At 47.1% G+C, this 24,193-nt stretch carries 19 protein-coding genes; 6 read left to right on the forward strand and 13 right to left on the reverse strand.

The window, feature by feature from the left end; genetic code table 11:
- Window positions 1-2,642, reverse strand: a 2,642-nt coding sequence (locus tag AC1XUF_RS26645) for a hypothetical protein (RefSeq protein ID WP_483344909.1), incomplete at its 3' end; no start/stop codon positions are given.
- A gap of 496 nt (window positions 2,643-3,138) precedes the next feature.
- Between AC1XUF_RS26645 and AC1XUF_RS26650 the strand changes: the two genes are divergently transcribed.
- A complete protein-coding gene (locus AC1XUF_RS26650) occupies window positions 3,139-3,510 on the forward strand; it encodes a hypothetical protein (protein ID WP_483344910.1) in 372 nt (123 codons plus the stop codon).
- 15 nt (window positions 3,511-3,525) lie between these two features.
- A complete protein-coding gene (locus AC1XUF_RS26655; protein WP_483344911.1) occupies window positions 3,526-3,981 on the forward strand; it encodes a GNAT family N-acetyltransferase in 456 nt (151 codons plus the stop codon).
- Window positions 3,982-4,039: 58 nt separating this feature from the next.
- Here the strand turns inward: AC1XUF_RS26655 and AC1XUF_RS26660 are convergent, their stop codons facing one another.
- Both AC1XUF_RS26660 and AC1XUF_RS26665 read right to left on the reverse strand, forming a co-directional pair.
- Complete coding sequence (locus AC1XUF_RS26660; RefSeq protein WP_483344912.1) at window positions 4,040-4,438, reverse strand: hypothetical protein; 399 nt, start codon at window positions 4,436-4,438, stop codon at window positions 4,040-4,042.
- Between the two features lie 189 nt (window positions 4,439-4,627).
- Complete coding sequence (locus tag AC1XUF_RS26665) at window positions 4,628-5,368, reverse strand: lysophospholipid acyltransferase family protein (RefSeq protein ID WP_483344913.1); 741 nt, start codon at window positions 5,366-5,368, stop codon at window positions 4,628-4,630.
- 144 nt (window positions 5,369-5,512) lie between these two features.
- On the opposite strand from AC1XUF_RS26665, the gene AC1XUF_RS26670 reads away from it, so the two are divergent.
- Window positions 5,513-6,499, forward strand: coding sequence for an acyl-ACP desaturase (locus AC1XUF_RS26670; protein ID WP_483344914.1), 987 nt, complete (start codon window positions 5,513-5,515; stop codon window positions 6,497-6,499).
- A gap of 47 nt (window positions 6,500-6,546) precedes the next feature.
- Here the strand turns inward: AC1XUF_RS26670 and AC1XUF_RS26675 are convergent, their stop codons facing one another.
- From AC1XUF_RS26675 to iolB, 10 genes are all read right to left on the reverse strand, one after another.
- Window positions 6,547-8,538 carry a T9SS type B sorting domain-containing protein gene (locus tag AC1XUF_RS26675; protein WP_483344915.1) on the reverse strand — a complete coding sequence of 664 codons (1,992 nt, stop codon included), beginning with the start codon at window positions 8,536-8,538 and terminating at the stop codon, window positions 6,547-6,549.
- Window positions 8,539-8,697: 159 nt separating this feature from the next.
- Window positions 8,698-10,149, reverse strand: coding sequence for a S41 family peptidase (locus AC1XUF_RS26680; protein WP_483344916.1), 1,452 nt, complete (start codon window positions 10,147-10,149; stop codon window positions 8,698-8,700).
- Window positions 10,150-10,381: 232 nt separating this feature from the next.
- A complete protein-coding gene (iolE, locus tag AC1XUF_RS26685) occupies window positions 10,382-11,284 on the reverse strand; it encodes a myo-inosose-2 dehydratase (RefSeq protein ID WP_483344917.1) in 903 nt (300 codons plus the stop codon).
- A gap of 1 nt (window position 11,285) precedes the next feature.
- Window positions 11,286-13,151, reverse strand: a complete 1,866-nt coding sequence (gene iolD / locus AC1XUF_RS26690) for a 3D-(3,5/4)-trihydroxycyclohexane-1,2-dione acylhydrolase (decyclizing) (protein WP_483344918.1) — start codon at window positions 13,149-13,151, stop codon at window positions 11,286-11,288.
- Window positions 13,152-13,171: 20 nt separating this feature from the next.
- Entirely contained in the window at window positions 13,172-14,131 is a 960-nt protein-coding gene (locus AC1XUF_RS26695; protein ID WP_483344919.1) for a class II fructose-bisphosphate aldolase, read from the reverse strand.
- A 3-nt stretch (window positions 14,132-14,134) separates the two neighbouring features.
- Window positions 14,135-15,748 carry a sodium/sugar symporter gene (locus AC1XUF_RS26700; protein ID WP_483344920.1) on the reverse strand — a complete coding sequence of 538 codons (1,614 nt, stop codon included), beginning with the start codon at window positions 15,746-15,748 and terminating at the stop codon, window positions 14,135-14,137.
- 33 nt (window positions 15,749-15,781) lie between these two features.
- Window positions 15,782-16,810, reverse strand: a complete 1,029-nt coding sequence (gene iolG, locus AC1XUF_RS26705; protein WP_483344921.1) for an inositol 2-dehydrogenase — start codon at window positions 16,808-16,810, stop codon at window positions 15,782-15,784.
- Between the two features lie 119 nt (window positions 16,811-16,929).
- Window positions 16,930-18,396 carry a CoA-acylating methylmalonate-semialdehyde dehydrogenase gene (locus AC1XUF_RS26710; protein ID WP_483344922.1) on the reverse strand — a complete coding sequence of 489 codons (1,467 nt, stop codon included), beginning with the start codon at window positions 18,394-18,396 and terminating at the stop codon, window positions 16,930-16,932.
- Window positions 18,397-18,488: 92 nt separating this feature from the next.
- Window positions 18,489-19,496 carry a 5-dehydro-2-deoxygluconokinase gene (iolC, locus tag AC1XUF_RS26715; RefSeq protein ID WP_483344923.1) on the reverse strand — a complete coding sequence of 336 codons (1,008 nt, stop codon included), beginning with the start codon at window positions 19,494-19,496 and terminating at the stop codon, window positions 18,489-18,491.
- Between the two features lie 118 nt (window positions 19,497-19,614).
- Window positions 19,615-20,478, reverse strand: coding sequence for a 5-deoxy-glucuronate isomerase (iolB, locus tag AC1XUF_RS26720; protein WP_483344924.1), 864 nt, complete (start codon window positions 20,476-20,478; stop codon window positions 19,615-19,617).
- A 127-nt stretch (window positions 20,479-20,605) separates the two neighbouring features.
- Here iolB and AC1XUF_RS26725 point away from each other — a divergent pair, with 127 nt between their 5' ends.
- The 3 genes from AC1XUF_RS26725 (at window position 20,606) to AC1XUF_RS26735 (ending at window position 24,163) form a co-directional block, all read left to right on the forward strand.
- A complete protein-coding gene (locus AC1XUF_RS26725; protein WP_483344925.1) occupies window positions 20,606-21,637 on the forward strand; it encodes a LacI family DNA-binding transcriptional regulator in 1,032 nt (343 codons plus the stop codon).
- 550 nt (window positions 21,638-22,187) lie between these two features.
- Entirely contained in the window at window positions 22,188-23,075 is an 888-nt protein-coding gene (locus AC1XUF_RS26730; protein WP_483344926.1) for a helix-turn-helix domain-containing protein, read from the forward strand.
- An 86-nt stretch (window positions 23,076-23,161) separates the two neighbouring features.
- Window positions 23,162-24,163 carry an aldo/keto reductase gene (locus AC1XUF_RS26735; RefSeq protein ID WP_483344927.1) on the forward strand — a complete coding sequence of 334 codons (1,002 nt, stop codon included), beginning with the start codon at window positions 23,162-23,164 and terminating at the stop codon, window positions 24,161-24,163.
- Window positions 24,164-24,193 lie beyond the last annotated feature (30 nt).

The raw sequence follows: 24,193 nt of genomic DNA on the forward strand, positions 1-24,193 counted from the left end.
GTTGCAAATAGAAAAGCATTACCGCTTGCAGATGCATCGATGTTTCCGATTGTCCTCATTCTAAAGGTTCCATATCCTAAGCCGTTGCCTGATGCTGAAACATTGATCAGCAGCCTTCCCGAGTATGCAAGGCTCTTTTGAATTCTATCAATATGGAAAACATCAAGTTCATTAACTTGAATGCTCGAATCGTCGTAGCCCTGACAATCTGTAATTTCAATTCTCGTATTCCTGTATACATTCTGGCCAAGTTCGAGGCGATATAGTCCCTGTAATTTTAAGGTTGTGTCACTGAAAGTATTGCCATCGATCTTGGAACCTATGTTACTGTATTTTGTGATTGTTGGATCCTCGGGCTCTAAATTTTGAAGAATCCATCCGTCCCACTGATTCGGGCCGTTGATATTTATATGGTGCAAACCGTTCCCATAGAAGTTGTTATTCCTGTACGAATTGTCGATACAGAAAGCAACATAACTTCTTTTTCTTCTAAAAGCCGTAGATAAAGCCCTTGTGCTGCTCGTTTTCAATGCAGCCTTACCGGTGTAAGGCCCATCCCCGGTATTATCATGTATTTTGTTATCGAAGGCACACATGTACCAGACAACTGGATGAAACACGTTTCTAAAGTCATTTCTGTTTACTACATTTTCATAACAGCCATAGGTTACTGAGTACTGATCCCCTGAGCCTGAGCCTACGAAATAGTCTGTCGTTCCGGTTATTGTAAAGGTCCGGTATACAACTATCCCATCCACAGTATCTTCTGCATCGTTATGGGTAATCGATAGTATTCGCGAATACTTGCCCTCTTTGCCAGATGTCATTGATGTCATAATAGTGTTGGTAAGTGTCGTCCAGTTTTGGGGCTCTTCTGTCTTAAACTTCACCAAGGCCGTGTCATTGCCTAACACATTGGTAATTTCATATCTGTTTCTGCAAGGCGTAAGAGTAGGGAAATTGGAGTCTGTCATATCCAATGCGATTGCCTCCTCCCGCAGGTTAGACATTCTGTTGTTACAAATCGAATTCCCGTACCAGCCTTTGAAACAGCTTGCCCGACCGGTGGTTTCGATCCAATCCCGGAAAGTAGTATTTACGATTGTCGGTCCGAATGCCATTGCAAACATGACGGCACTATCACCATTATCAATTTTGTTCCCCTCAATTTTGCTATTCACAGCACTTAGAAAGAACATGTGATGTCCTTTACTTCCAGTTATATAATTCGGATGATAAAATTCATTTGATCTGTCATAGCCAATGTTGCCGTCTTCTACCGACAGAAATACAATAGTCGTGTCATCCTTGTCGACCTGTGTGAATTTACAGCCATTGATATAGGGAGTGACCACTAAATTATTAACTGCGGGATGGGGCTCTACATTATCCAGTTTAAAGGCGTTTGCTTCTGCGCAAGTGAATTCAAATCTGAGAGGTCTAGAATATGGATTAAAAATGCTAATACGCCCCATATCTATTTTTCCGCTGCCTGTAACTGCGAAGTCCCCGGTTCCTAAAGTAAAAAAGTTAGTTAGAGTCACGCCAGTCTGGATATGAACGGAACAACCCTCGCTTAGCGATTTGTAGTTTTTGACATTAATATCTGAGATCGGAACACTGACACCGTCGTAGTCCTGGTTTGTTTGTGTCAAATTTTTGTCTACTATAAAGCTGGTCTCTACAAAAGAATTGAAGAACCATTCAGGAAAGGTAGTTTCGAGAAAAAAATCAGACATTAAAACTTTATTGTAATCAGACACAAACATTCCGTTCAAGAAGAATCCTGGAATCGCCCCGTTTCCTTTCGGTGTGCTGATAACCGGAAATGTTTTTTTATCGGTACTGCCGTACATGGCAGGAGAATTAATAGCAGAATATTGACTTACTTCAAATAGGTCAATATCAGTCTGACCTGCGCCGATTGTTCTAATTGACAAAGCCGTTGAGGTTCCTGTATAAACTGCATATCCTGTAAGGTCAAAAGGTCCCGTACTCATCTTGCGCGCAAAGATCACTGCACTACCTACGTCCAAAATGTAAATAGAATTAGCTGTCGTAGTTCCTTTAATCCTGATCCGGTAGATCTTGCCTGGCGTAAGTATGTTGGATCTTTGAATTCTGCCGTTCGAGGTCGTTTTGAAACTATTTGAATCTTCCTTAGATGCATCGCCGCTTACTGTCCACTGGCTGGCCGTGAAATCAAGTGGCGGAGGTAATTTGGGAGTTGGCACCTGGATGAATTCTCCTCCTGCACTAAACTTCAGTTTGATACCTGCTGGCAGATTAATGTTATCCAATACTTGATGTACGTTGGAAATCATCATCTCCGTATTAGCGTAAGACGATAAATCCGCAGACCAATCGAAATCCGCCGGGACAACGAAAATCCTGGATTCCAGAGAAGGGGCAATTTGCTCTGCTGTTGCCTTGATCCAGGCAGTTCCATTCCAATAGACCCCTTCACCTATCGCGTAACTTAGCGAGATGCCGGTGATGTCATTGGTGCCAGCTGTATCTGCTACCCACAATTTAAACCTGTCCTCGCTTGTATCTTCAAGCGGTGGGTTTTGGTGTGCAAGGTCGGGATCGCTTGTTCCCGGTTTCCAATAGGCTTGAAAATTGAATGCTAAATTGGCCATGAGCTAAAAAAGGGTTTGAGTAAAATCGGGCAAAAAAAACTGACACAAGATTTCTGGGCAGCCGAATTTTCGTATGCGCTGTACAGATTTTAAAATTGGATTGTCATGGCTGGTGTGTGATCAGCTGCGGCCGTCAGCTGACTTGGTAACTCCTGAAATGTAACTGGTCGCTACATTGACAATAGTACCCAATTTCGGGGGTATGGAGAAAAATTTGACGTGAAGATATCAATTGACTTATTATTCGGTAAGCAGATCGCGTGACTTGGTGTTTCGATATTTCCACATACCCGAATTATCAGAATGAAGCAAATCGAAAAAGGCGGCATTCGGCTCCGGGATATGTCTCACGAACAGAATTTGAAGAAATTTTAAATCAACAGAAAATGGCAGCTCAGCCTTTTGTCCGCTTAACTGTCGCAATTCCGCTCCAACTTTCCAACGCTTGACCCAACAATTCTGTCTGTTCGAAATATCACGTTCCTGAGCTCAGCCCATGAAAACTTCGCTACCCATTTTCCTTATTTTAATGCTCTTATTTTCCTGCAAAGAAAAAACGCCCTACGCTGCAAATGATATTTGCGGTGTGAAGGACCCGGTTCGGAACCTCGGCTGGTTGAGCAATATGGTCAACGAAGCCAAAAAAAGGAAAGAAGAACCAATGATGAATATTGTCGCTGTGAAGGTCAGGGGCGAAACGATTATCAATTATAATATGCTTTACATGTCCTGCATTGGCTGCATCGGCTATCGGTGCGACGGCGGGCGTTTCGATATGAGTACTTTGACGCAAGCCGAAATGAAACAATATCAGGAGGATATCTGGGGAACATCCGGGAATAGAATTGTCCTTTGGCCCGAGAAATAATACTATTTTTAGCTCATGACAAACCATGAGCAATTATCCATTCGCGAGGCCACAGACAGTGACAGGGATTTGATCTACAAGATGATCTGCGGTCTGGAGAACATCGTCCTTGACCATCAAGGCTTTGATTCCGCCTTCCGGAAAAATATAGTCAGTACCCACATCAGGTATTTCATTGCTTTCTATGACGAAAAGCCGGTAGGCATGGTAAGTTGCCACGTTCAGCCTCTACTGCACCACGCGGCATTGGTTTCGGAGATCCAGGAAATGTATGTAGAGCCGGAGTTTCGGTCGCGTCAAATTGGCAGTGCCTTGATGTCGAGAGCCGTAGCGTTTGCGAAACAGCAGGGGGCCATTCAGATCGAGGTAACATCACGCGACTACCGGGAGCAGGCTCACCGTTTTTATCAGCGGGAAGGGTTCGAAAAATCGCATGTAAAGCTGGTGCGGTATTTTGAAAGCGACCAATAAAAAACACCAGGTCAACGACCCGGTGTTTTCTGTACTACCCTAAACCTTCAACTGCCATTTAATATCTGTTTCTGCGATCACGTGCCCAATGGTCACCCCTTCGGCTGCTCAGCTGGCGCGTTTCCGCCATCAGCCTTTCAAGGTCTTCGCGCAGGATCCGTGCTTCCCGCGGCGATACACGACCATGGTGGCTGTACCTCATTTCCCGGGCTTCGATGCGCTCATATTGCTCCATCAACGCATTGGCTTCGCGTGAGCTGAGCGTACCGCGTTGTATTCCGTTTGCGATTTGCTGGCGGGCTTCCCTCTGAAGGAAGTTGATGTCAGTCATGGGCTCGCGCCGGTATCCATCATGGTAACGTTTGTGGCTACGGTCATCATTCCTTGGGCCGTATTGGGCTGATGCTGATGTGAATCCCAGTGCAAGAATCGCTGCGGCGAAAAGTATCTTTTTCATGACTAATAAATTTTAAGGTTCTAAATTCTGAAGTTCATGGGTTAGAGAGTGATCAGGGATGTTGGTTTAAATGGCGGTTGTTAACGATTGTTAAGACCATGGACATAAAAAAAGCAGATCAAATCGATGATTTGGATCTGCTTGATGATCAGATTATTAACTATGTTTTGTGTAAAAATGAACTAAAAACTAGGCCGGAATAGAAATCACTTTTCTGATGGCTTCCTGCGCCTCTGCGAGGACTTCATCCACTTTACGTCCTGCGGGTTCGATACCCGGCAGCACAGTAAAGGTAAGTCTGGAGAATGATTTGAGCGGGAATATACCTTTGGGGTTCATTGCTCCGGTACCGTCGATAGCTACGGGAACAATCAGGGCTTCTGGCGCCCGCTTCAGTAAAGTTGCGACGCCGCCTGCGACGAATGGTTTCATAATCCCGCTTGCTGTACGGGTTCCTTCGGGGAAAATCACAGCAGAAGATTTTTCGTCGTGGATCAGCTTCCCAAGCCTGGCTATTTCCGAGATAGCTTGCTTTCCGTCCTTGCGGTCGATAATGGCGGCACCACTTTTTCTAAGGTTATAGGATATGCTCGGAACGCCTTTTGCCAGTTCGATTTTGGAGACAAACCTGGGATTGTACCTCCTGAGAAACCAGTAAACCGGGGATATATCGAATGTGCTCTGGTGATTGGCAACGAAGATGATCGTACGGTTGCCGGGTATATTGGATTGATTGCGAAGGATGATATGGGCACCTGTAAAATAAAGTCCGTAAGCCAGCGAAAAATTGAGGGCATTCACCACGGATCTATGCGCTTTCCTTCCAAAAACGTTGAACGCGATGACCTGGGCCACATGAAATACTAAAAGGGTGAAGCCAAAATGAATCAGATAAATGCAACTTAAAAGGTAATCGAGTACTTTTTTCATTCTTATTTTTTCTGCAAAAATAGTTTAAAACTCATTTGTTTTATTCTTCTTTGCGAGATTCGAAATGATAATTATCATGTAAAACTTACTTATAATTACCGTTATTTGTAAAATAGTATTTGGAGTTTTTTAAACAAAGTAACAATGGAACCCGCACTTTCAGCAGAACGGCTTGAAGTCATGCAGCACATAGGGAAAGACCTGGATGGTTTGATGGCTGAATACCTGAAACCCATAGATGAGAACTGGCAGCCGGCTGATTTCCTGCCGGATTTCAGGAATGAGAATTTTGCGGGTGAAGTCAAATTGCTGCAGGAAAGTTGCCGGGATTTGCCTTACGATTATATCGCCGTATTGATTGGGGATACCATTACGGAAGAAGCGCTCCCGACTTATGAGTCCTGGCTGGTGGATGTCATTGGGGTCAATCAGGTAGATGAGCCAGAATCTGGGTGGGTGAAATGGGTGCGCGCCTGGACAGCCGAGGAAAATCGCCATGGCGACCTTTTAAACAAATATTTATATCTGTCGGGCCGTGTGAATATGCGGGCCATGGAGGTTTCAACCCAATACCTGATCGCCGATGGTTTTGATATCGGCACTGACAGGGACCCATACCGCAATTTTATCTATACTTCTTTCCAGGAGCTCGCCACCAATGTTTCGCATCGCCGCACTGCTACCCTGGCAAAGAAATTCGGTAATCCTCATTTGTCCAAGATCTGCGGGGTGATCGCGTCGGATGAAATGCGCCACGCTAAAGCATATAAAGCATTCGTGAGCCGGATCCTGGAAGTAGACCCGTCGGAATTGCTTTTGGCGCTGGAAGACATGATGAGGAAAAAGATTGTGATGCCAGCCCATTTTATGCGCGAATCGGGGGTTAAAATGGGCGAGACTTTTTCGCACTTCTCGGACGCTGCCCAGAGGCTTGGGGTTTATACCACTCAGGATTATATCGAAATTCTGGACGCGCTATTATTGGAATGGGAGATAGGGTCAGTGAGGGACATTAATGAGAAGGCGGAGAAAGCACGTGACTATCTGATGGCACTGCCTGCCAGGCTCAGAAGGATTGCCGAACGGACTAAAATTCCGGATTTGCATTATGAATTCAGCTGGATCAGCTAATTGATAAGAGGAAAATTTTGGAACGTCCGCTGTGATGGCGGACGTTTTTATTTGATGAGCTGCACAGAACCCTTTTTGTGAATAGTCTGGCCCTTGACCGATATTCCCTCAATTTCCCAGACATAGGTGCCTGTAATCGGCACACCGCCTTTAAATTGTCCATTCCAGCCGTTGTTGAGCTGGTCTGTAAAAAAAACGACTTCCCCCCATCTGTTGTAAATCCTGAAATAGCGGATAGATTCAATACCATATGTAATCGGGACCAATACTTCGTTTGTGCCGTCACCGTTCGGTGTGAAGGCAGTTGGCAAACTGATATTATCATGTCTTTTAATTGTCAGGTTCACCTTGCCCGTACCTTTGCAGCCCATTCCTGAAGTAATTTCAACATTGTAAGACTGATCCTCGCGCAAAACTGCAATCGGACTGGGGCTGGCGGGGTTATTAAGGCCTGTCGGCGGTGTCCATGCAAAAGTAGCTTCCGTAAGGTTGGTCACCTGGGGCGAAGAGGCGATCAGCTGAAACGGGACGTTGTATTCTACTTCTGAATCAGGCGTCACATTGACGTGGATTGGTGGGGCAACATTGATGACGACCGTATCGGTCTGTGTGCAATAACCTCTGCGGGCCGTTACAACATATTGCGTTGTGCCCGGCGGCGTAGCGATCGGGTCTTTGACGGCGGGATTGTCTAGCCCGATTTGTGGTAACCAGTCAAACTTTTCTGCATTGCTACTGGTGAACAACGTGATAGGCTCACCGTAGCAAATTGTGGTGTCGGGCCTGATATTCACTTCTATATCGCTGGTAAACTGGACCTCTACATTTTTCGCAAGCGTACAATTATCGCCATCTTTCACATAAACTCGGTAAGTGGCAACAGGTACTTTGAAAACATTGTCCGTCTGATAATTCACTGAATCCAGCGAATACTGGTAGGGCGGGAGACCCAAGGAGCCTGTTAAGGTGAGTGTTCCGTCATTCCCACTTTCGCAGCTGCCCGAAACAACGGTCGCGGTAAGGTCCAGATTGTTGATCACCGCCTGCTTTCGGTTATACAGTGGATTGCCACATACGTTGTTGGTAACGGTCAGCGATACATTTTTGCTCCCACCTGTATCCCAGCTAACCACATACGGACCCATTCCCGAGCCGGATATAACCCTTGCACCATCCCATTCCCAGGTAAATGTGTACCCTGTTCCGGGAGTAGGGATAATGCCTGTATACTGGATTGTAATGTTCTTCGGAAACCCGCAGCTCGGATTTGGCGATATCGAGAAGTCGGCGTAAGAATTGATATTGGCCGTGAAGCAAATATCTTTAAAGGACTGATCTACATCTGCTTTTGAGAGATATTTATTATTGAACGCCAGATACGCGAAATTAGCCGCGCCAGACTCGCAGGAGACAGACGAATCGTCCCTGAAAATGTAGATAGGAGCACCGGCAGTGCCCACATATCTGCCATCGGCGTCATTGTAAGAGGCAAAAAGCGTATTGTCGACATAAACATCCATGATCCCCGTCTGCCCGTTGCGGGTGAAAGTGAGCAGGTAATAAGTGGATTTATTAAAAAATGGACAGGCCCCGGCAATACCGTAGGGATAAAAGTCGATGCAACGATCGGACGAGCCGTTTTTATCTTTGAAATAAATACCCTGGTCAGAAGTTCCGTTGGAAAAGTCAATGATCCTGGCCCAGGTTTTCCCCCAATCAGTTACCTTGATGTACATCTGAATGGTATAGGTATCTGTGATTGCACCTTCGGTATTTGGGTACATCAGGCCCCAGTTTACATTATTGTGGTAAACGGTGCGTTCTACGCCGCATGGCAAAACATCTTCAACAAAACTTCCGGGTTCTGTGCCGGCATCGCAGGTGCCCAGTGCCTTGACTTGCTCTACATTGAGACCGCACTCTGGTTGGGCTACATTGAAATTTTTGTAAAAACGATAGGTATGTTTGATCGTCTGGCTAAATGAGACGGGCAAAAATTGTGTAAGCAGCGCAAGTGTGAGTAAAACTTTTGATTTCATAAATCAGCCACAGCCAGTCCAAACGTGAGTAGAGAAACGGGTGATAAAATTACGGCAAATACGCCAGAATAGATGCGGGGTCTCTCTTTTTTTGATTTTGTATGCATAAAGAAAGAGACCCGTGCGGCGGGCCTCTCTCAGACAAACGGGATAAAGGGTTTATTGGCTGATCGGCTTTAATGATCGTGTTTTGATCATCAGGTCTTTACGGATTTTAAGATCGTCGCGCAGCAGTTTTTTGAAAGAGTCTACTGTTTTTGAAGCAGCTACACGCTGGCCCTCTGGTGCAGGGATACCCATCACGTCCAGTACTTTTCTGAATAAAGTCTCGTTTTCATCCCCAAACGGCTTGTAGGGAACAGACGAATCTTCGACGATATAATCAGGCGTCATGCCGTCTACGGTTCCGTAGTTCGACTCTCCGTTGGCATTGGCAGTTTGACCAAGCATGACGTAGGCACCCCATTTCCAGCGTTCCATGTCGTCGCTGATCAGAGAACCGAACAGATTCTTGCCTGCCGTATTTTCACCAACCAGGACGACATCCATATAAGGTCTCAATCCATTGATAACCAGTTCGCTGGCGGAAGCCGTTCCGTTAGAGGTCAAAACAAATACGCGACTCAGGTTGCTCCCGATGTTATTTGCCTCATTCAGGAAAGTATAGGTCAGGGCGTTCGGGCCTTGTGTTTTTTGCCAGTATGCGGTGTATTTATCGTTCCATTGCTCGGTATAGAAGGTTTTGGAAGCGGATACATTCTTCCCGATCAGCGATGCCAGCGTTTCCGCAGAACTGATATAGCCACCCGGATTGAAACGCAGATCCAGTACCAGCTCATTTACGCCTTTGCTTTTGAAATCGGCAAATACCTGGCGTAACTCATTATCATATTTTGACTCGTCGGCAGTGGTACCGGGCACAAACTGAGTGTAAACCAGGTAACCGATAGTCTTTCCGTAAGCGGACTTGGAAATCACACTTGAAAAAGCGACCGGATCTTCACTTACCTCGGCTTTGGTAATTGTAACCGTATTTGAAGTAGCCGAAATGGCAGTTCCGACCAGTTCGCCAAGTGTAAATGTCGCTGTCTCGCTGCTGCCCAGCAATGTTTTGTAGTTGTTGGCGGTGAGCTGTGTGCCATTTACTTTTAGCAGGATATCTCCCCTTTTCAGGCCGGCGGTTTCGGCTGGGCTGCCTTTTACGACATAGTTCAGGAAGATACCTATGTTGGACATGCCGTTGTCAATATACGACAGGGAGTAACTGATCCCGAAAATTTTACTGATCCCATTGAATTCGTCCTCTAGCGCATCAATATCATCGGTCACGGCTGAAAACCTGTCGACGGTTTCCCGTTTGTAAATCAGCTTTTCAAAATAGTCGAAAGGACTAATCGTTGCGTCGAGACTTGCCTCAGCAGGCATATCTTTATACCAGAAATACGCATCATTCATAATCTCATACAACCAGCCGTTAACAGCTTTATAGTTAGAAGCAGCGGTGGAATCGGTGGTTTCTACGACTGGGTCAACTTGTTTATCCTTACAACCCAATACCAACGCCGCAGACAGCAGGACAAAAAGAAAATTCAACTTTTTAAAGTGTAACATATTAGTCGGTCTATTAGAATTTACGTAAACGGCTGCGTCATAAAAGGGGCTTTGTGATTTAAATGTTGTTGAACGAATGATATTGGTATTACGTATGAGGGGGACTTTATGTGGCGGGTCTTAATGAAATTTTAATATTGGTAACAAACCGGGTATGTGCTGCTTGGCACAAAAAAATAGAGCATGGATTCCATGCTCTATTGACGTTATCAAAATTTGCTATCCGAATTTTTCAGATTCCAGTCAGCTTCCTGAAAAAATTTCTTGCCATGATCGCGTATTCCAATGGATTGGCCTTGGCGGGATCCTGTTCGGCTTCCAGGACAATCCAGCCGTGGTAGTCGCTCTCTTTGATCGTAGCAAAAAGTGAGGGGAAATCAATGCAGCCCTCAGGATCTCCCGGAACGGTAAATACGCCCTTCTTGACCGCAGTCAAAAAGCTAAGCCTTTCGTCATGAACTCGTTGAAGTATGTTCGGCCTTACATCCTTGAGATGAATATGGGCCGTTCTTCCAATGTATTTCTTTAACGCTGTAACCGGGTCTTCTCCGGCAAAGTGGAAATGCCCGCAATCGTAGTTCAGGAATACATGGTCTGGCTCGGTCTCATTAAGCAGCCGGTCTGTTTCCTCCATACTCTGAATGCAAGTACCCATGTGGTGATGAAAAGCCAGCTTCATCCCGCGGTCCCGCGCGATTTTGCCCAGTTCGTTTAATCCGAATGTAAAGCTGTCCCATTCATCTTTGGTATGCAGCATGCCTTTTCCTTCAAAAACAGGCACATCCATCTGCCCTTGGCAGCTATTTCCGGTTTCTCCTCCCCCGATGACCTTCGCTCCCATGATTTCGAGGAAATCCAGCAATTCGGTAAAAGTCTTGCGGTTTTCGGCGAATGTTTTGGTCGTCAGTTCATAACTGTTCCATTGGTTACAAATCTGTAAGCCTCTCATATCCAGTGCCTTTTTCAGGACATTGGTATCTCTGGGAAATTTGTTGCCTACCTCGCATCCGGTAAAGCCAGCCAGGGCCATTTCGCTGATGCATTGCTCAAATGTATTCTCTCCGCCCAGTTCGGGCATATCATCATTGGTCCAGTTGATCGGAGCAACTCCGAGTCGAATATTGTCGAAGTTCATATTATAAGAATATCCGTTGTGTTTTCTTGTTTTCGGTATAGATTTCAAAGGCTTTTTGCACACCGGCTATGGTCGACACTTCTGCAACCGGCACTTCCCACCAGGCATGATAACCCTTAACGGTCCGGTAAAGGCTTGTTTCAATATAAATGACGGTTACCCGGTCTGCGCTTTTGGATTGGGCCAGGGCCTCTTCCAATGATTGGCGATCGGTTGCCCTGATTACATGTGCACCCAGACTTTCTGCATTTTTGGCCAGATCAACAGGCAGAAAACTACCCGAAAGATGGCCGGAGTTTTCGTCGCGGTATTTGTACATCGTCCCAAACCTTTCACTGCCGATGCTCTCTGAAAGGCCGCCAATGCTTGCGTAACCGTTATTATTCAATAGTAGAATCGTGAATTTGACTCCCTCCTGGATGGCAGTGACGATCTCATGATTGTTCATCAGGTAACCGCCATCGCCACAGATCACATATATCTCCCGGCTCGGGTCGGCCATTTTGGCGCCCAGCCCGGCTGCGATTTCGTAACCCATACATGAGAACCCGTATTCCAGGTGGAAATTCTTGGGGTCTGTGGCTCTCCAAAGTTTATGCAGGTCACCCGGCGCGCTTCCGGAGGCGTTGATCATCACATCCCGATCATCCATAAAGCTGTTGAGCGCCCCAATTACAATGGCCTGGTCTATCGGGGGAACGGTGGCGTTGCCTTCGGCGTAGATCTGAGTCACCTCGTCGTCCCAGGCTTTGTTCATTTCCGCGATGCGCTGACGGTAGGCGGATTGAACTTCAAAATCGCCCAAGAGGATTGATAATTCCTCCAAAATGGCTTTTGCATCGCCGGTAAGCGGCAAAGCGGCATGTTTGAAAGCATCAAACTCATTGATGTTGATATTGATGAATCTTACGTCCGGATTCTGGAAAATCGACTTGGACGCAGTTGTAAAATCACTATACCTGGTCCCAATACCAATCACTAAATCAGCTTCATTGGCAATGTCGATGGCATATTTCGTACCGGTTGCGCCAAGCCCGCCGACGCTGTAAGGCGCATCATACCTGACCGCACCTTTTCCGGCAAATGTCTCCCCGACAGGGATGCCGGTTTTTGCCGCAAACTCATGCAGCAACCCACAGGCGTCACTATAAATGGTGCCGCCGCCAGCTACGATCACCGGTTTTTTTGAATTTTTTATCCACTCTGCTGCCGTTTTCAAGCTGCTCAGATCGGGCCTCGGCCTGCCGATATGCCACACTCTTTTCCGGAATAATTCCTCGGGGAAATCGTAGGCATGTGTTTGCACATCCTGAGGCATCGAGAGGGTCACGGTACCCATTTCTGCCTGGGAGGTCAGCACGCGCATCACTTCCGGTAATGAATAAATCAGTTGTTCCGGCCGGTTGATGCGGTCCCAGTATTTGGAGACAGGTTTGAAACAATCGTTGACGGAAATATCCTGTGTTGAGGCACTTTCCAATTGCTGTAAAACCGGGTTCGGCTCGCGGGTAGCAAAGATATCGCCCGGTAAAAGAAGCACAGGAAGCCGGTTGATGGTGGCCAGGGCAGCGCCGGTGATCATATTGGTTGCACCCGGACCAATGGAAGTTGTGCAAACGAATGCGCCAAGCCTGTTCCTGACCTTGGCATAGGCTACCGCCGTATGCACCATGGATTGTTCATTCCTGCATTGGTAATACCTGAAATCCGGATTTTCCTGCAAGGCCTGGCCCAAGCCGGCCACGTTGCCGTGACCAAATATGCCGAAACAGCCTCCAAAATAGGGTTGCTCTGTTCCGTCCCGTTCTATATACTGGTTTTTGAGAAAAGTGATGGTAGCCTGGGCTACAGTAAGTCGTCGGGTCATAATCGTTGAATTTTTACTGCTTAGGACAGTTTTAGACTTTCGTTGAATTCATGGGCTTTGCCGGAGCAGCCGAATAGTTCGAATTTCTTCATCATAAATCGCTTGTATTCTTCCATAAAGATTTTTCCGGGACTGGTTGGTGCAAATTCCTCGGGCTTATCCCTGAAAAACTCGCGGTTGACCATCGTCCAAAGCAAGCGGGTATCGGTGGCGATGTTGATTTTGCAAATACCCAAAGGGATTGCCTTCCGGATTTCTTCTTCCTGAACGCCTTTCGCATCTGTTTTCAATTTTCCTCCGGCAGCATTGATCCGCTCCACAACCTCAGGCACCACATTGGAACCGCCATGTAAAACCAATGGAAACCCTGGCAATCGCTTCTGGATTTCTTCCAGAATGTGAAACTGCAAACCCTGCCCGCCCGAAAATTTATAGGCACCATGGCTGGTGCCCACCGCAATCGCCAGACTGTCGCAATCCGTGGCTTTCACGAAATCTTCAACCTGTTGCGGATTGGTATAGAATGAGTGTGCAGCGTCGACCGTCAGGTCATCTTCGACACCGGCCAGAACACCCAGTTCAGCTTCCACACTGATGTTTTTTTCGTGTGCCCGCCTTACTACTTCTTTTGTCCTTGCAACATTTTGGTCAAAAGGATCGTGTGAAGCATCGATCATGACAGAGGTGTACCCGCCCTTTTCTATTGCATCAAAAATATGTTCCTCGTACCCATGGTCCATGTGGATGGCAAAGGTCACATCCGGATAAATCCTTGAAGCAGCGCGAATCATGGACAGCAACATATCAGGATGTGCATAGTCTCTTGCAAAAGGGGTTGTCTGCACAATAAAAGGTGCATCGGCCTCTTGGGCTGCTGCGAAAAGACCATGAATTTCTTCCATGAAAAATACATTCACGGCAGGGATCGCGTAGCGGCCGTAGCATTGACGGAAGAGTTGTTTGGTTGTGAGAAGCTTCATATGCTACCAAAAGACGGTGTAAAGCGCAGCGATTACGCCGCAAATCAGGATTGACCCTACAACAAAACTTTTGCCTGGGCGGAACATGGAAGCGTCTATCGCCAGGCCTTTCGGATTGTCTTTGCTTTTGGGATCTGCCAGGGTCATGACCACAATCACCCCGCAAAGTACCAGGAAAATAATGCCCATCCGGTCCAGGAAAGGAATTTCCGGTGCCAGGAATTTTCCTGCAGTTGATAAGGGTATGGTCAGTATGGCGGCCGTAAGTGCAGCCGCAGACGTGGTCCGTTTCCAGAACATGCCCAAAATAAATATCGCAAAGACACCTGGGGTGATAAAGCTGCTGTATTCCTGGATAAACTGGTAAGCCTGATCCAATACCCGGAGTTGCGGGGCAATGATTATACCAATTCCCATCGCTACATATATGGTCACCCTACCTATCCTGACCAGTTGCTTTTCACTGGCTTTTGGCGCAATGTATTGTTTATAAATATCGAGTGTGAAAATCGTGGAGATACTGTTCGCTTTTCCTGCCAATGAAGCAACGATCGCCGCGGTAAGCGCGGCAAAAGCCATTCCTTTTAAGCCAGCCGGCAATAAGTTCAGCAATACAGGGTAGGCGTGATCCGGTTTGACAGCACCCGCCGCATCCAGCATTTCTGCCTGAAACATGCCATTTTGGTACAAAACAAAAGCCGCAATTCCCGGAATAACCACGATGATCGGAATGAGCAATTTGAGCAGTGCGGCAAACAAGATCCCTTTCCGGGCAGTGGGCAAGTCGGCGCCCAGACTGCGCTGTATAATGTATTGGTTGCACCCGAAATAGGCCAGGTTATTAATCCACATGGCACCAATAATGACCGATAAGCCGGGCAGGTCCTTATAAAAAGGGCTTTCTTTGGGCAGGATCATGTGAAAATGCGAATCGGCTTGTTCGCGAAGCAATCCTAATGCATTGAAAATACCGGGTTTGTTGAAATGTGTTGATACCAGGTCCAGCGCAAGGTAAGTGGTCACCAGGCCGCCAGCCACGAGTACGATCACTTGCACGACGTCGGTATATCCGATCACCTTCATCCCGCCGATTGTAATGATCACGGCAAAAATGCCGAGACCAATGATCGCATAATTAAAATTGATCCCCGCCGTGACTTCCAATGCCAGTGCCCCCAAGTAAAGAATGGATGTGAGGTTGACAAAAACATACAACAAAAGCCAGAAAACAGCCATGATCGTCGCTACAGTGGGACTATAACGCTCCCTCAGAAATTGGGGCATGGTGTAAATCCTGTTTTTGAGATAAACCGGCAGGATAAACAATGCAACGACGATCAGTGACGCGGCCGCCATCCATTCGTACGATGATATGGCCAGCCCGATCGCGAAACCGGAGCCGGACATACCGATAAAATGTTCTGCGGAAATGTTAGAAGCGATAATAGAAGCGCCAATTGCCCAGAAAGTCAGCGAGCCTTCTGCAAGGAAATAGTCCGTTGAACTTACTTCCTTTGAACTCTTCCTTTTGTAAATCCAGTATCCATAAGCGGATACGCCTATCAGGTAAATAAAGAAAACGACGTAATCCAGCGATTGCAAACCGGTATTGGACATTCGAATGAAGGGTTAGTAATGAAAGGTCAAAGGTTAAACTGTTGCAAGCTGCAAAATCTCTTCCATTTTTACACTTCTGCCTTCTGTCAAAGACTTCATTGCGGCTATTCCTATTGCGGTGGCCATGAGCCCGTCGTGGGCGTTGACTGGTGATGGCGAGTCATTTTGAACGCAATCAATAAACGACTTTAAGCAAACACGATATGCGGTTTCATATCTTTCCAAAAAGAAATGCAGCGGTAATGAGCTGTGTCCGCCGTCGTTGCCGTAGTGGATAATCGTATCGCCGGTGTTATTTTCAGCTTTCGCCATTCCTTTTGACCCAAATATTTCAAGTCGCTGGTCATAGCCGTACACCGCTTTGCGACTATTGTCGATCACGCCGATTGCGCCGTTTTCAAATGTCAGCACGATCACAGCGGTATCTATATCGCCGAATTCCTTGATCTCCGGATGGATCAGCGCGTCGCCTTTGACAAAAACCTCCTTCACTTCGCTGCCCACAATATAGCGCGCCATGTCGAAGTCGTGAATCGACATATCCAGAAAGATGCCGCCTGAAACTTTGAGGTATTCAACCGGCGGGGGCGCCGGATCGCGGCTGGTAACACGCAGGATATGGGGATCGCCGATTTTACCGGCTTCGACGATAGACCTGATATTTTTAAAGTTGGTGTCAAACCGACGGTTGAACCCCAGCATCAGCTTGACCTGGTTTTCATTTACTGCTTTTTCGGCCTCCTGAATCGCCTCCAAGGTAACGTCCAGTGGCTTTTCACAAAAGACATGCTTCTTCTGATTGGCCGCGGCAACCGTGTAGGGTACGTGGTACGGGGTAGGGGAGCAGATGATCACCGCCTCCACTTCGGGATGGTTGATCACATCGTATGCATCGGTCGATACGTTTGCCACGCCGAGGTTATGCGCAAAAGCATGGGCGGCAGGCGATAAATCCGAAGCGATAATCACTTCGGCATCAGGCATATGATGCACCAGATTGCTCAGATGGATCTGTCCAATCCTGCCCAGGCCGATCACACCGGTTCTCAATTTCTTTGTCATTTGGTTGGGGATGGTTTAAATGCTTTTTAGCTGTTTGCCTTTGGATTTTTTTAATCTAGTAATAGTCATTCCCGATCTCGGCCGATAAAAAGGTGCTGATAGCTAACCCAATGATCACCTCAGAACTTTCTGTGCCATTCTTTCAACCATCGCTCAATTACCACTTTAGTCTGTGTGAAAAACTCGACGGCATGTTTGCCTTGTCCGTGTAAGTCGCCGTAAAAGCTTTCTTTCCAGCCGGAGAAGGGGAATTGTGCTACCGGCGCAGCTACGCCGATGTTGATCCCGATGTTTCCGGCCTCTGCTTCGTGGCGGAATTTGCGTGCGTTGAGACCGCTGCTTGTGAAGATACACGCCATATTCCCATAACGGCCCGAATTGATGAAGCGGATCGCCTCGTCGATGGTATTGATATGCACCAGGCTAAGTACCGGGCCAAAGATCTCCGTTGCCGCGAGCTCGCCGTCGAGCGGAATGTCTTCAATAATCGTAGGCTGGATGAAATTCCCGTTTTCGAAACCGCTTATTTTCGCATTTCTGCCATCGACCAGTAAACGGCCGCCTTCGCCGATGCCTTTCTCAATCAGCTCTTGAACACGATTTTTGCTCTCTGCGGTAATCACCGGGCCCATTAACACGTCGCCGTCGAGGCCAAAACCTGTTTTCCGGTTTTTCGCGGACTCAACCAGGCTTTCGGTGATATCCTTGTGCTCACCAACCGTAATAATGGTTGAAGCGGCGAGACAACGCTGGCCCGCGCAGCCGTAAACGCTGTCGATGACAATTTGGGATGTCATTTCAATATCCGCGTCGGGCAATACGATAACCGGGTTTTTCGCGCCACCCTGGGCCTGTACGCGTTTGCCGTTTGCAGCTCCTTTGGAATATACATATCTGGCGACATTCGATGATCCTACGAAGCTGATCCCTTTGATAACAGGATGTTCCAATAAAGAATCTACTACTTCTCGTGCTCCCTGAACCAGGTTCAGCACTCCTTTCGGAAGGTCAAGTTGTTCCATCAACCCCACGATCTTGGTCATCGTAAGCGGTACTTTTTCCGAAGGTTTGATGATGTAACTATTTCCGCAAGCCAATGCATAGGGCAAAAACCAGAAGGTGATCATACCCGGAAAATTGAATGGAGCAATACATGCGCAAACTCCCAGCGGCTGGCGGATCATATATTCATCGATACCTTTGGCAATATCCTCTGAAAATTCCCCCTGCATCAAAGCCGGCATTCCGCAAGCGTTTTCCACGTTTTCTATCGCTCTGACCATCTCGGCTTTTGCCTCCACGAAAGTTTTGCCGGATTCCAGAACGATGGTTTTTGCAATGTCGTCGAGGTGGTCTTCCAGCAATGTTTTTAGCTTAAAAAGGTACTGCACCCGTTTGGAAACCGGCGTGCTTCTCCACTCCTGAAATCCCTGTGCGGCGGCGGCGGCGGCATCGGACACGTCCTGCTTATTGCCGTAAGGTACCAGCGCGAGCACTTCCTGACTGGCTGGATTCAATACATTTTCAAAGTGGTCGGAATGACTGTCGACCCACTGACCATTGATATAATTTTTTAATTTTTCCATTTGCTTTTTTATCCCGTCCTTGAAAGGCCCGGTTATTGATTGTTTTTTTGGTTGAATGCAGTTTCCTACTGCATATACTTTCTTCTGCCGGATCAGAGGCCTCCGTAACTTTCAACAAACTTCATTACTTCGCTGTAGGTCGGCATAAAATTCGCGCAGCCTTCACGGGTCACAATGATCGCGCCACAGGCATTTCCCATGCGAACACTTTTATAAAGCTCCCAGCCATTGAGTAGCCCATAGGAGAATCCTGCGCAAAAGGCGTCGCCCGCACCCAGGACATTCAAAACCTCAACCGGAAACCCGGGCACTTTTACTTCTTCTTTTCCTGGCTGGAAAATCGAGGCACCGTCTTTTCCTCTTTTTACGACCAGGGTCTCCACACCTGAGGCCAGGATTTCCTGGATCGCATTTTCGATATTTCCGCGGATTTCAGGCGCCGATATTTGCTGGTGCTTGATCAGCAACTGTTCTTTATCGGTTAAGAAAGTGGCAAGTATCTCTTCCTCGGTCCCGACCACAATGTTAAAGCTGCCCAGTGCTGCCCGGATTGTTATGCCAAAAGCGCGGGGGTCGAACCACTGGTCGGCGCGAAAATCGATGTCGAGTAATCTGGTCACATTGTTCTTCCTGGCTAGCTCCAGTGCGAAAAACATGGCGGTACGGCTAGGGTCTTTGCTGAATGCGGTCCCCGAAAAAGCTGCAGCCCTGAAATCCTGGAAAGGAACAGCTGCTACATGATCTATATTCAGGTTAATATCCGCGCAATTCTCACGATAAAAAACCAATGGAAAGCGGTCGGGGGGCTCGATACCCAGGATCACCGCCGAGCTTCTGGTACCTTCAATGGTGGGCACCCAATCGGTGATAATTCCCTCCTGGTCCAGGAAATGTTTGATAAAATTGCCAACCTGGTCATTTCCAATTCCAGTCAGAATCGCTGTTTCCAGTCCTAGCCTACGGCTTCCCGTAGCGATGTTAAGCGGACAGCCGCCCACAAATGCATTAAACGCTTCGATTTTTTCAAAAGGGCTTCCCACATTAGCGGAATACAGATCAATGGAAGAGCGGCCGAGAGTAAGCAGGTCGTATTTTTTCATTGGGGATGGCAACTGTCTGTCAGCTTTCAGCCTTAGCCGTTAGCTTTTAGGCGTTCGCGTTTAGCTTTAAATTTGTCGTGAATTGTATTTTTGACCACTGGAAATGACAAGTCGAAAGCTAGTCGCCGTTCATGTCTGCTGTCACAATGGGTAGCCTCGGATCCGAACCTTTCCAGGTCCCGTAGATCCAGTCATGATCGGGATCGGAAGTATTGGCCAGAGACTGATCGCTTCCTGCCAGGAAGTTGAGATAATATACATTGTAGCCATGGCCTGCGACAACGGGATGGTAGCCTTTCGGGACAAGTACTGCCTCGTTGTTCCTGACCCTGACAATCTCGTCCAGTGAGCGGTCTTCGGTATAAACCTGCTGGATCGCATAGCCCTGCGGCTTATCGATTTTATAAAAATAGATTTCCTCGAGGTTCGCTTCGATCAGAGTGCCGTCCTCGGCTACTTTCCGGTCGTCATGTTTGTGGGCCGGGAACGAACTCCAGTTCCCGGATGGCGTATATACCTCGACGCAAACAATTTTATGGCAATCAAACCCCGGTTCCAATAAGCTGTTGATCTGTCGGTTAGCATTATCCCCACCGCGGAACTCGATGGCTGCTTCTTCCGGGCGTTTCATCCGGGGAGGATGGTCTTCGTCAGAGAGTACCTTGCAGATCGCGATGTCCGTATCGGGCGATTGTGCGGTCAGTACAAACGGTGTGCGACGCGAAAGATACATCGCGTGGCCGATTCCGCTGAACACATCTTTACGCCCGTTTTTGGTTTCCCAGGTCTGCCCGGCCGCCTCGATTTTAAAATTGCCACCGAGCAAAACAATGCAATATTCGTATTCCAGGGTGTTGCCCGAAATTTGTTCATTAACATCCAGTATTTTAGCCTCGAAGTTCAGATACGTCCATCCGGCCTGCGCGGCAGAGAGCGAATGGTAAGTCTTATCAGCTTGGGGTTTGATCAGCAGGTTACTCATTAGGGTAAAATCAAATACATTTGCACAATGATAGCGTTGTATAAATTAAACACAAAATGTAAATATGTTTATATTGAATGCAAACGTTTGAAAAAATTCACAAGAAATATTCGCTACAAATCCACTCATGAATTCCTCCCGACCCGTTACGATTAAAGACATTGCACGCCGTTTCCGCTGTTCGCCTTCTACTGTATCCAGGGCGCTGAACGACCATCCCGCCATCAATGAGGATACCCGGAAAAATATCCAGGAATATGCGAGAGAAGTAGGTTACCAGCGCAATGAAGTGTCTTTAAGTCTCTTAAATAAAAAAACGGCATCCCTGGGAGTGGTTGTGCCGACCATCAGCAATTATTATGAAACCGCCGTCATTGAGGGCCTTCACACCGCATTGCAGCCGTTGGGCTACACCTTGAATATCTGCGTGACCAATGAAAATTACCTGCTCGAAAAGGAATATCTGTCAAAGTTATTGTCCAACAGGACTGAGGGTATATTTCTGTCGGTATCCCAGGAGACTTATGATTCAGGCTATTACGAGCATTTGGAAAGCGTAATCCAACGGAAAACACCCCTGATTTTCATCGACCGTGAGTACGAGGATTTCGAAACAAGCCGTGCTACCGTGGACGATTACCATGGCGCATTTGCGGCTGTGGAGCATTTGATCAATATCGGCTATAAGCAAATCGCTCATTTGAAAGGCCCGAACGGGCTGACGGTTTCGGAGCAGCGTTTCAAAGGTTATGTGGATTGTTTGAAAAAATATGACATGCCAGTCCGTGAGGAGCTGATCATCAACACCAACTTCAAAGTTGAAAGTGCAATTGTGCCTACCAAAAGGTTGTTGGAAATGGCCTCTCCTCCCGACGCTATTTTTGGTGTAAATGACCAGGTTGCGATTGGTGCGATGCGGGTAGTCAAAGATAAAAATCTCAAAATTCCACAGGATGTCGGCCTGGTTGGTTTCGACAATTCCCCGATTTCGGCCTATACTTTTCCTTCCCTTACGACAGTCAGCAGGCCTGGCCGTAAAATTGGTATGGAAGCGTCCCGTCTTTTCATGAACCAGATCAATGGTTCCGGGGATTTCCTGCACGAGAGTATTGTACTTCCCTCGGAACTGGTGATTAGGGAATCTTCGCTGCGTATTTAAGTTGATTGGCTGCCACCTACGGAGATTTTTAGGAGAAAATTGTTTTTGTTATTCAAATAGCTTCGGAATGACGGAGCTGCTAATAGACGATAAAAAATAGGTGCTCAATCCGGAAGAGAATTTTCGGGAGTTGCGGAGGAAAGCGGCACTAAAATCGAAGCCTGAAAAAATGTTCTCGGTGTCGGAAGCTCGTGAGTATGGCAAAAAGCGTATCCATGAATGGGCGAAAGGAGAGTAGTTATTCGCCATCTTTGGCAGACATTATTGCTGATATCGCCTGGTTGATTAAGTCAAAAGGCCTAATACAAGCTGCGGAAAAGTTTTCAGATGACTTCCTTGGCAAACTGGCTTGACCAGTCAGGATTTACAATACATGTCGCGACCCGGGCCGCGCACTTCTCGGTTACAAATGCATTTCTTTCAATAAATACACGATTGTATTTATTGAATCCGAAGAAGAATTGCTGATTTGTGAGTCTTTGCCATCCAAATTAATTCATTGGTAGGCATATTGTTGCCTGCCTTCCCTTTGAATTCCGTAATTTCGTGCATGCAGCAATCAGAAGTTTTAGGTAGAGAGCCCGACCGGTTTGTTGGGCTGCCGGAAGGGGCGGCGCAGTTCAGGGTTTCGGGGATTGGGGAGGATAATTGTAGTCTGGCCTCTTACAATCGGCGGGATTATTACAAAATAAGTCTCATTCTGAAAGGCGAGAGTGAACTGCTTTACGCGAACCGCGGCATTGAAATCCGCAAGCCTGCATTGGTTTTTACTACGCCTTTGGTTCCTTATTCATGGGAGGGGATCAGCGGTCCTGCGGGCGGTTATTTTTGTCTTTTTGCCAGCGAATTTCTTTATGGCGGCGGCAGAATGGAAAGTCTTCAGGAGTCCAACCTGTTTAAAGTAGGCGGCGATCCGGTCTATTTTCTGGACGAAGATCAGACCCAGTATCTGGAAGGTATTTTTGTAAGAATGCGCCGCGAAGTGGATACGGATTACCTTTATAAATACGATGTTATCCGAAATCAGCTCAACCTGATTATTCATGAAGCAATCAAAATGCAGCCTTCCGTAGCCTATTTCAACCCTCCCAATGCCGCTGCAAGGATCGCTAAATTGTTTCTTCAATTACTTGAAAGGCAGTTTCCTGTCGACTCGCCCAGCAATGCAATTGCTTTCAGAAAAGCGGGGGACTATGCGAGTCAGTTGTCCGTACATGTCAACCATCTGAATGCAGCCGTGCAGGAGGTAACTGGCAAGTCCACCACCACGCACATCAATGAACGGATTCTTGCCGAGGCCAAATCATTGCTCGCTTACACCGATTGGAGCGTAGCCGATATTGCATTCACGCTGGGTTTCGAATATGCTTCCTACTTCAACCATTTTTTCAAAAAACATACCTCACAAACACCGCTGGCTTTTCGCAGAATGCTTTGAAAACTATAATTATTGCTTTGAAAGGTTTAACCCCCACGAAGCATTGTCACACTAATTTTGCCTTTGTAAACAACAGATAAAGCAAAATGAAAAGGACAAAATTAGGAAGTCAGGGATTGGAAGTTTCTGTGGAGGGATTGGGGTGCATGGGCATGACGACCCTTGCCGGCGGCGACATATATGGTAAAGCAAATGAGCAGGAATCAATTGCGACAATCCACCGCGCATTGGAACTGGGTATCGATTTTCTGGATACGGCCGATCTGTATGGTCCTCTGCTGAACGAGCGACTGGTGGCAAAAGCAATCAAAGGCAGCAGGGACAAGTATATCATTGCTACCAAGTTTGGATATGAGGTAGATGACAATGAGCAACTTACCTGGGGTTTCAATGGAAAGCCGGAATATGTTAAAAAGGCGATTGACCGATCACTGAGAAATCTGGGAACAGACTACATTGACCTTTATTACCTCCACCGTCTTGACCCACAGACACCTATTGAGGATACGGTTGGTGCGATGGGCGAGCTTGTCCGATCAGGGAAGGTCAAATACATTGGCTTGTCGGAAGTTTCTTCTGATACGATCAGGAAAGCGCACCAGGTGCACCCCATATCAGCGATCCAAACCGAGTATTCTCTTTTTGAACGCGACCCGGAGGCCAATGGTGTACTGGATGTTTTGAAAGAACTGGGAATTGGCTTCGTCGCTTATTCTCCGCTCGGACGAGGTTTTATCACCGGAGAATTAAAAAGCCCGGATGATTTCGCGGCCGACGATTTCCGCAGGCAAATCCCGCGTTTTCAAGGAGAGAATTTTTACAAAAACCTCGATTTACTCAAACAGATCCAGGTGATCGCTGCCGAAAAGGGCATCACAGCTTCTCAGCTGGCATTGGCCTGGGTACTTTCCAATGAGGTGGTAGCCATTCCGGGCACAAAGCGGATTAAATACATTGAAGAAAACGCCGCCGCAGCCGACATTACCCTCACTACCGAAGAAAAGGCAAAACTGGAATCAATTATTCCCATCGGAACAACAGCAGGTACACGCTACGATGCGCAGCAAATGCAGTTTGTGAATGTGTAGGTAATTCAGCTTTTGAAAAGTTACTTTCGG

Source organism: Dyadobacter sp. HNCC25DJ185 (assembly GCF_056895195.1).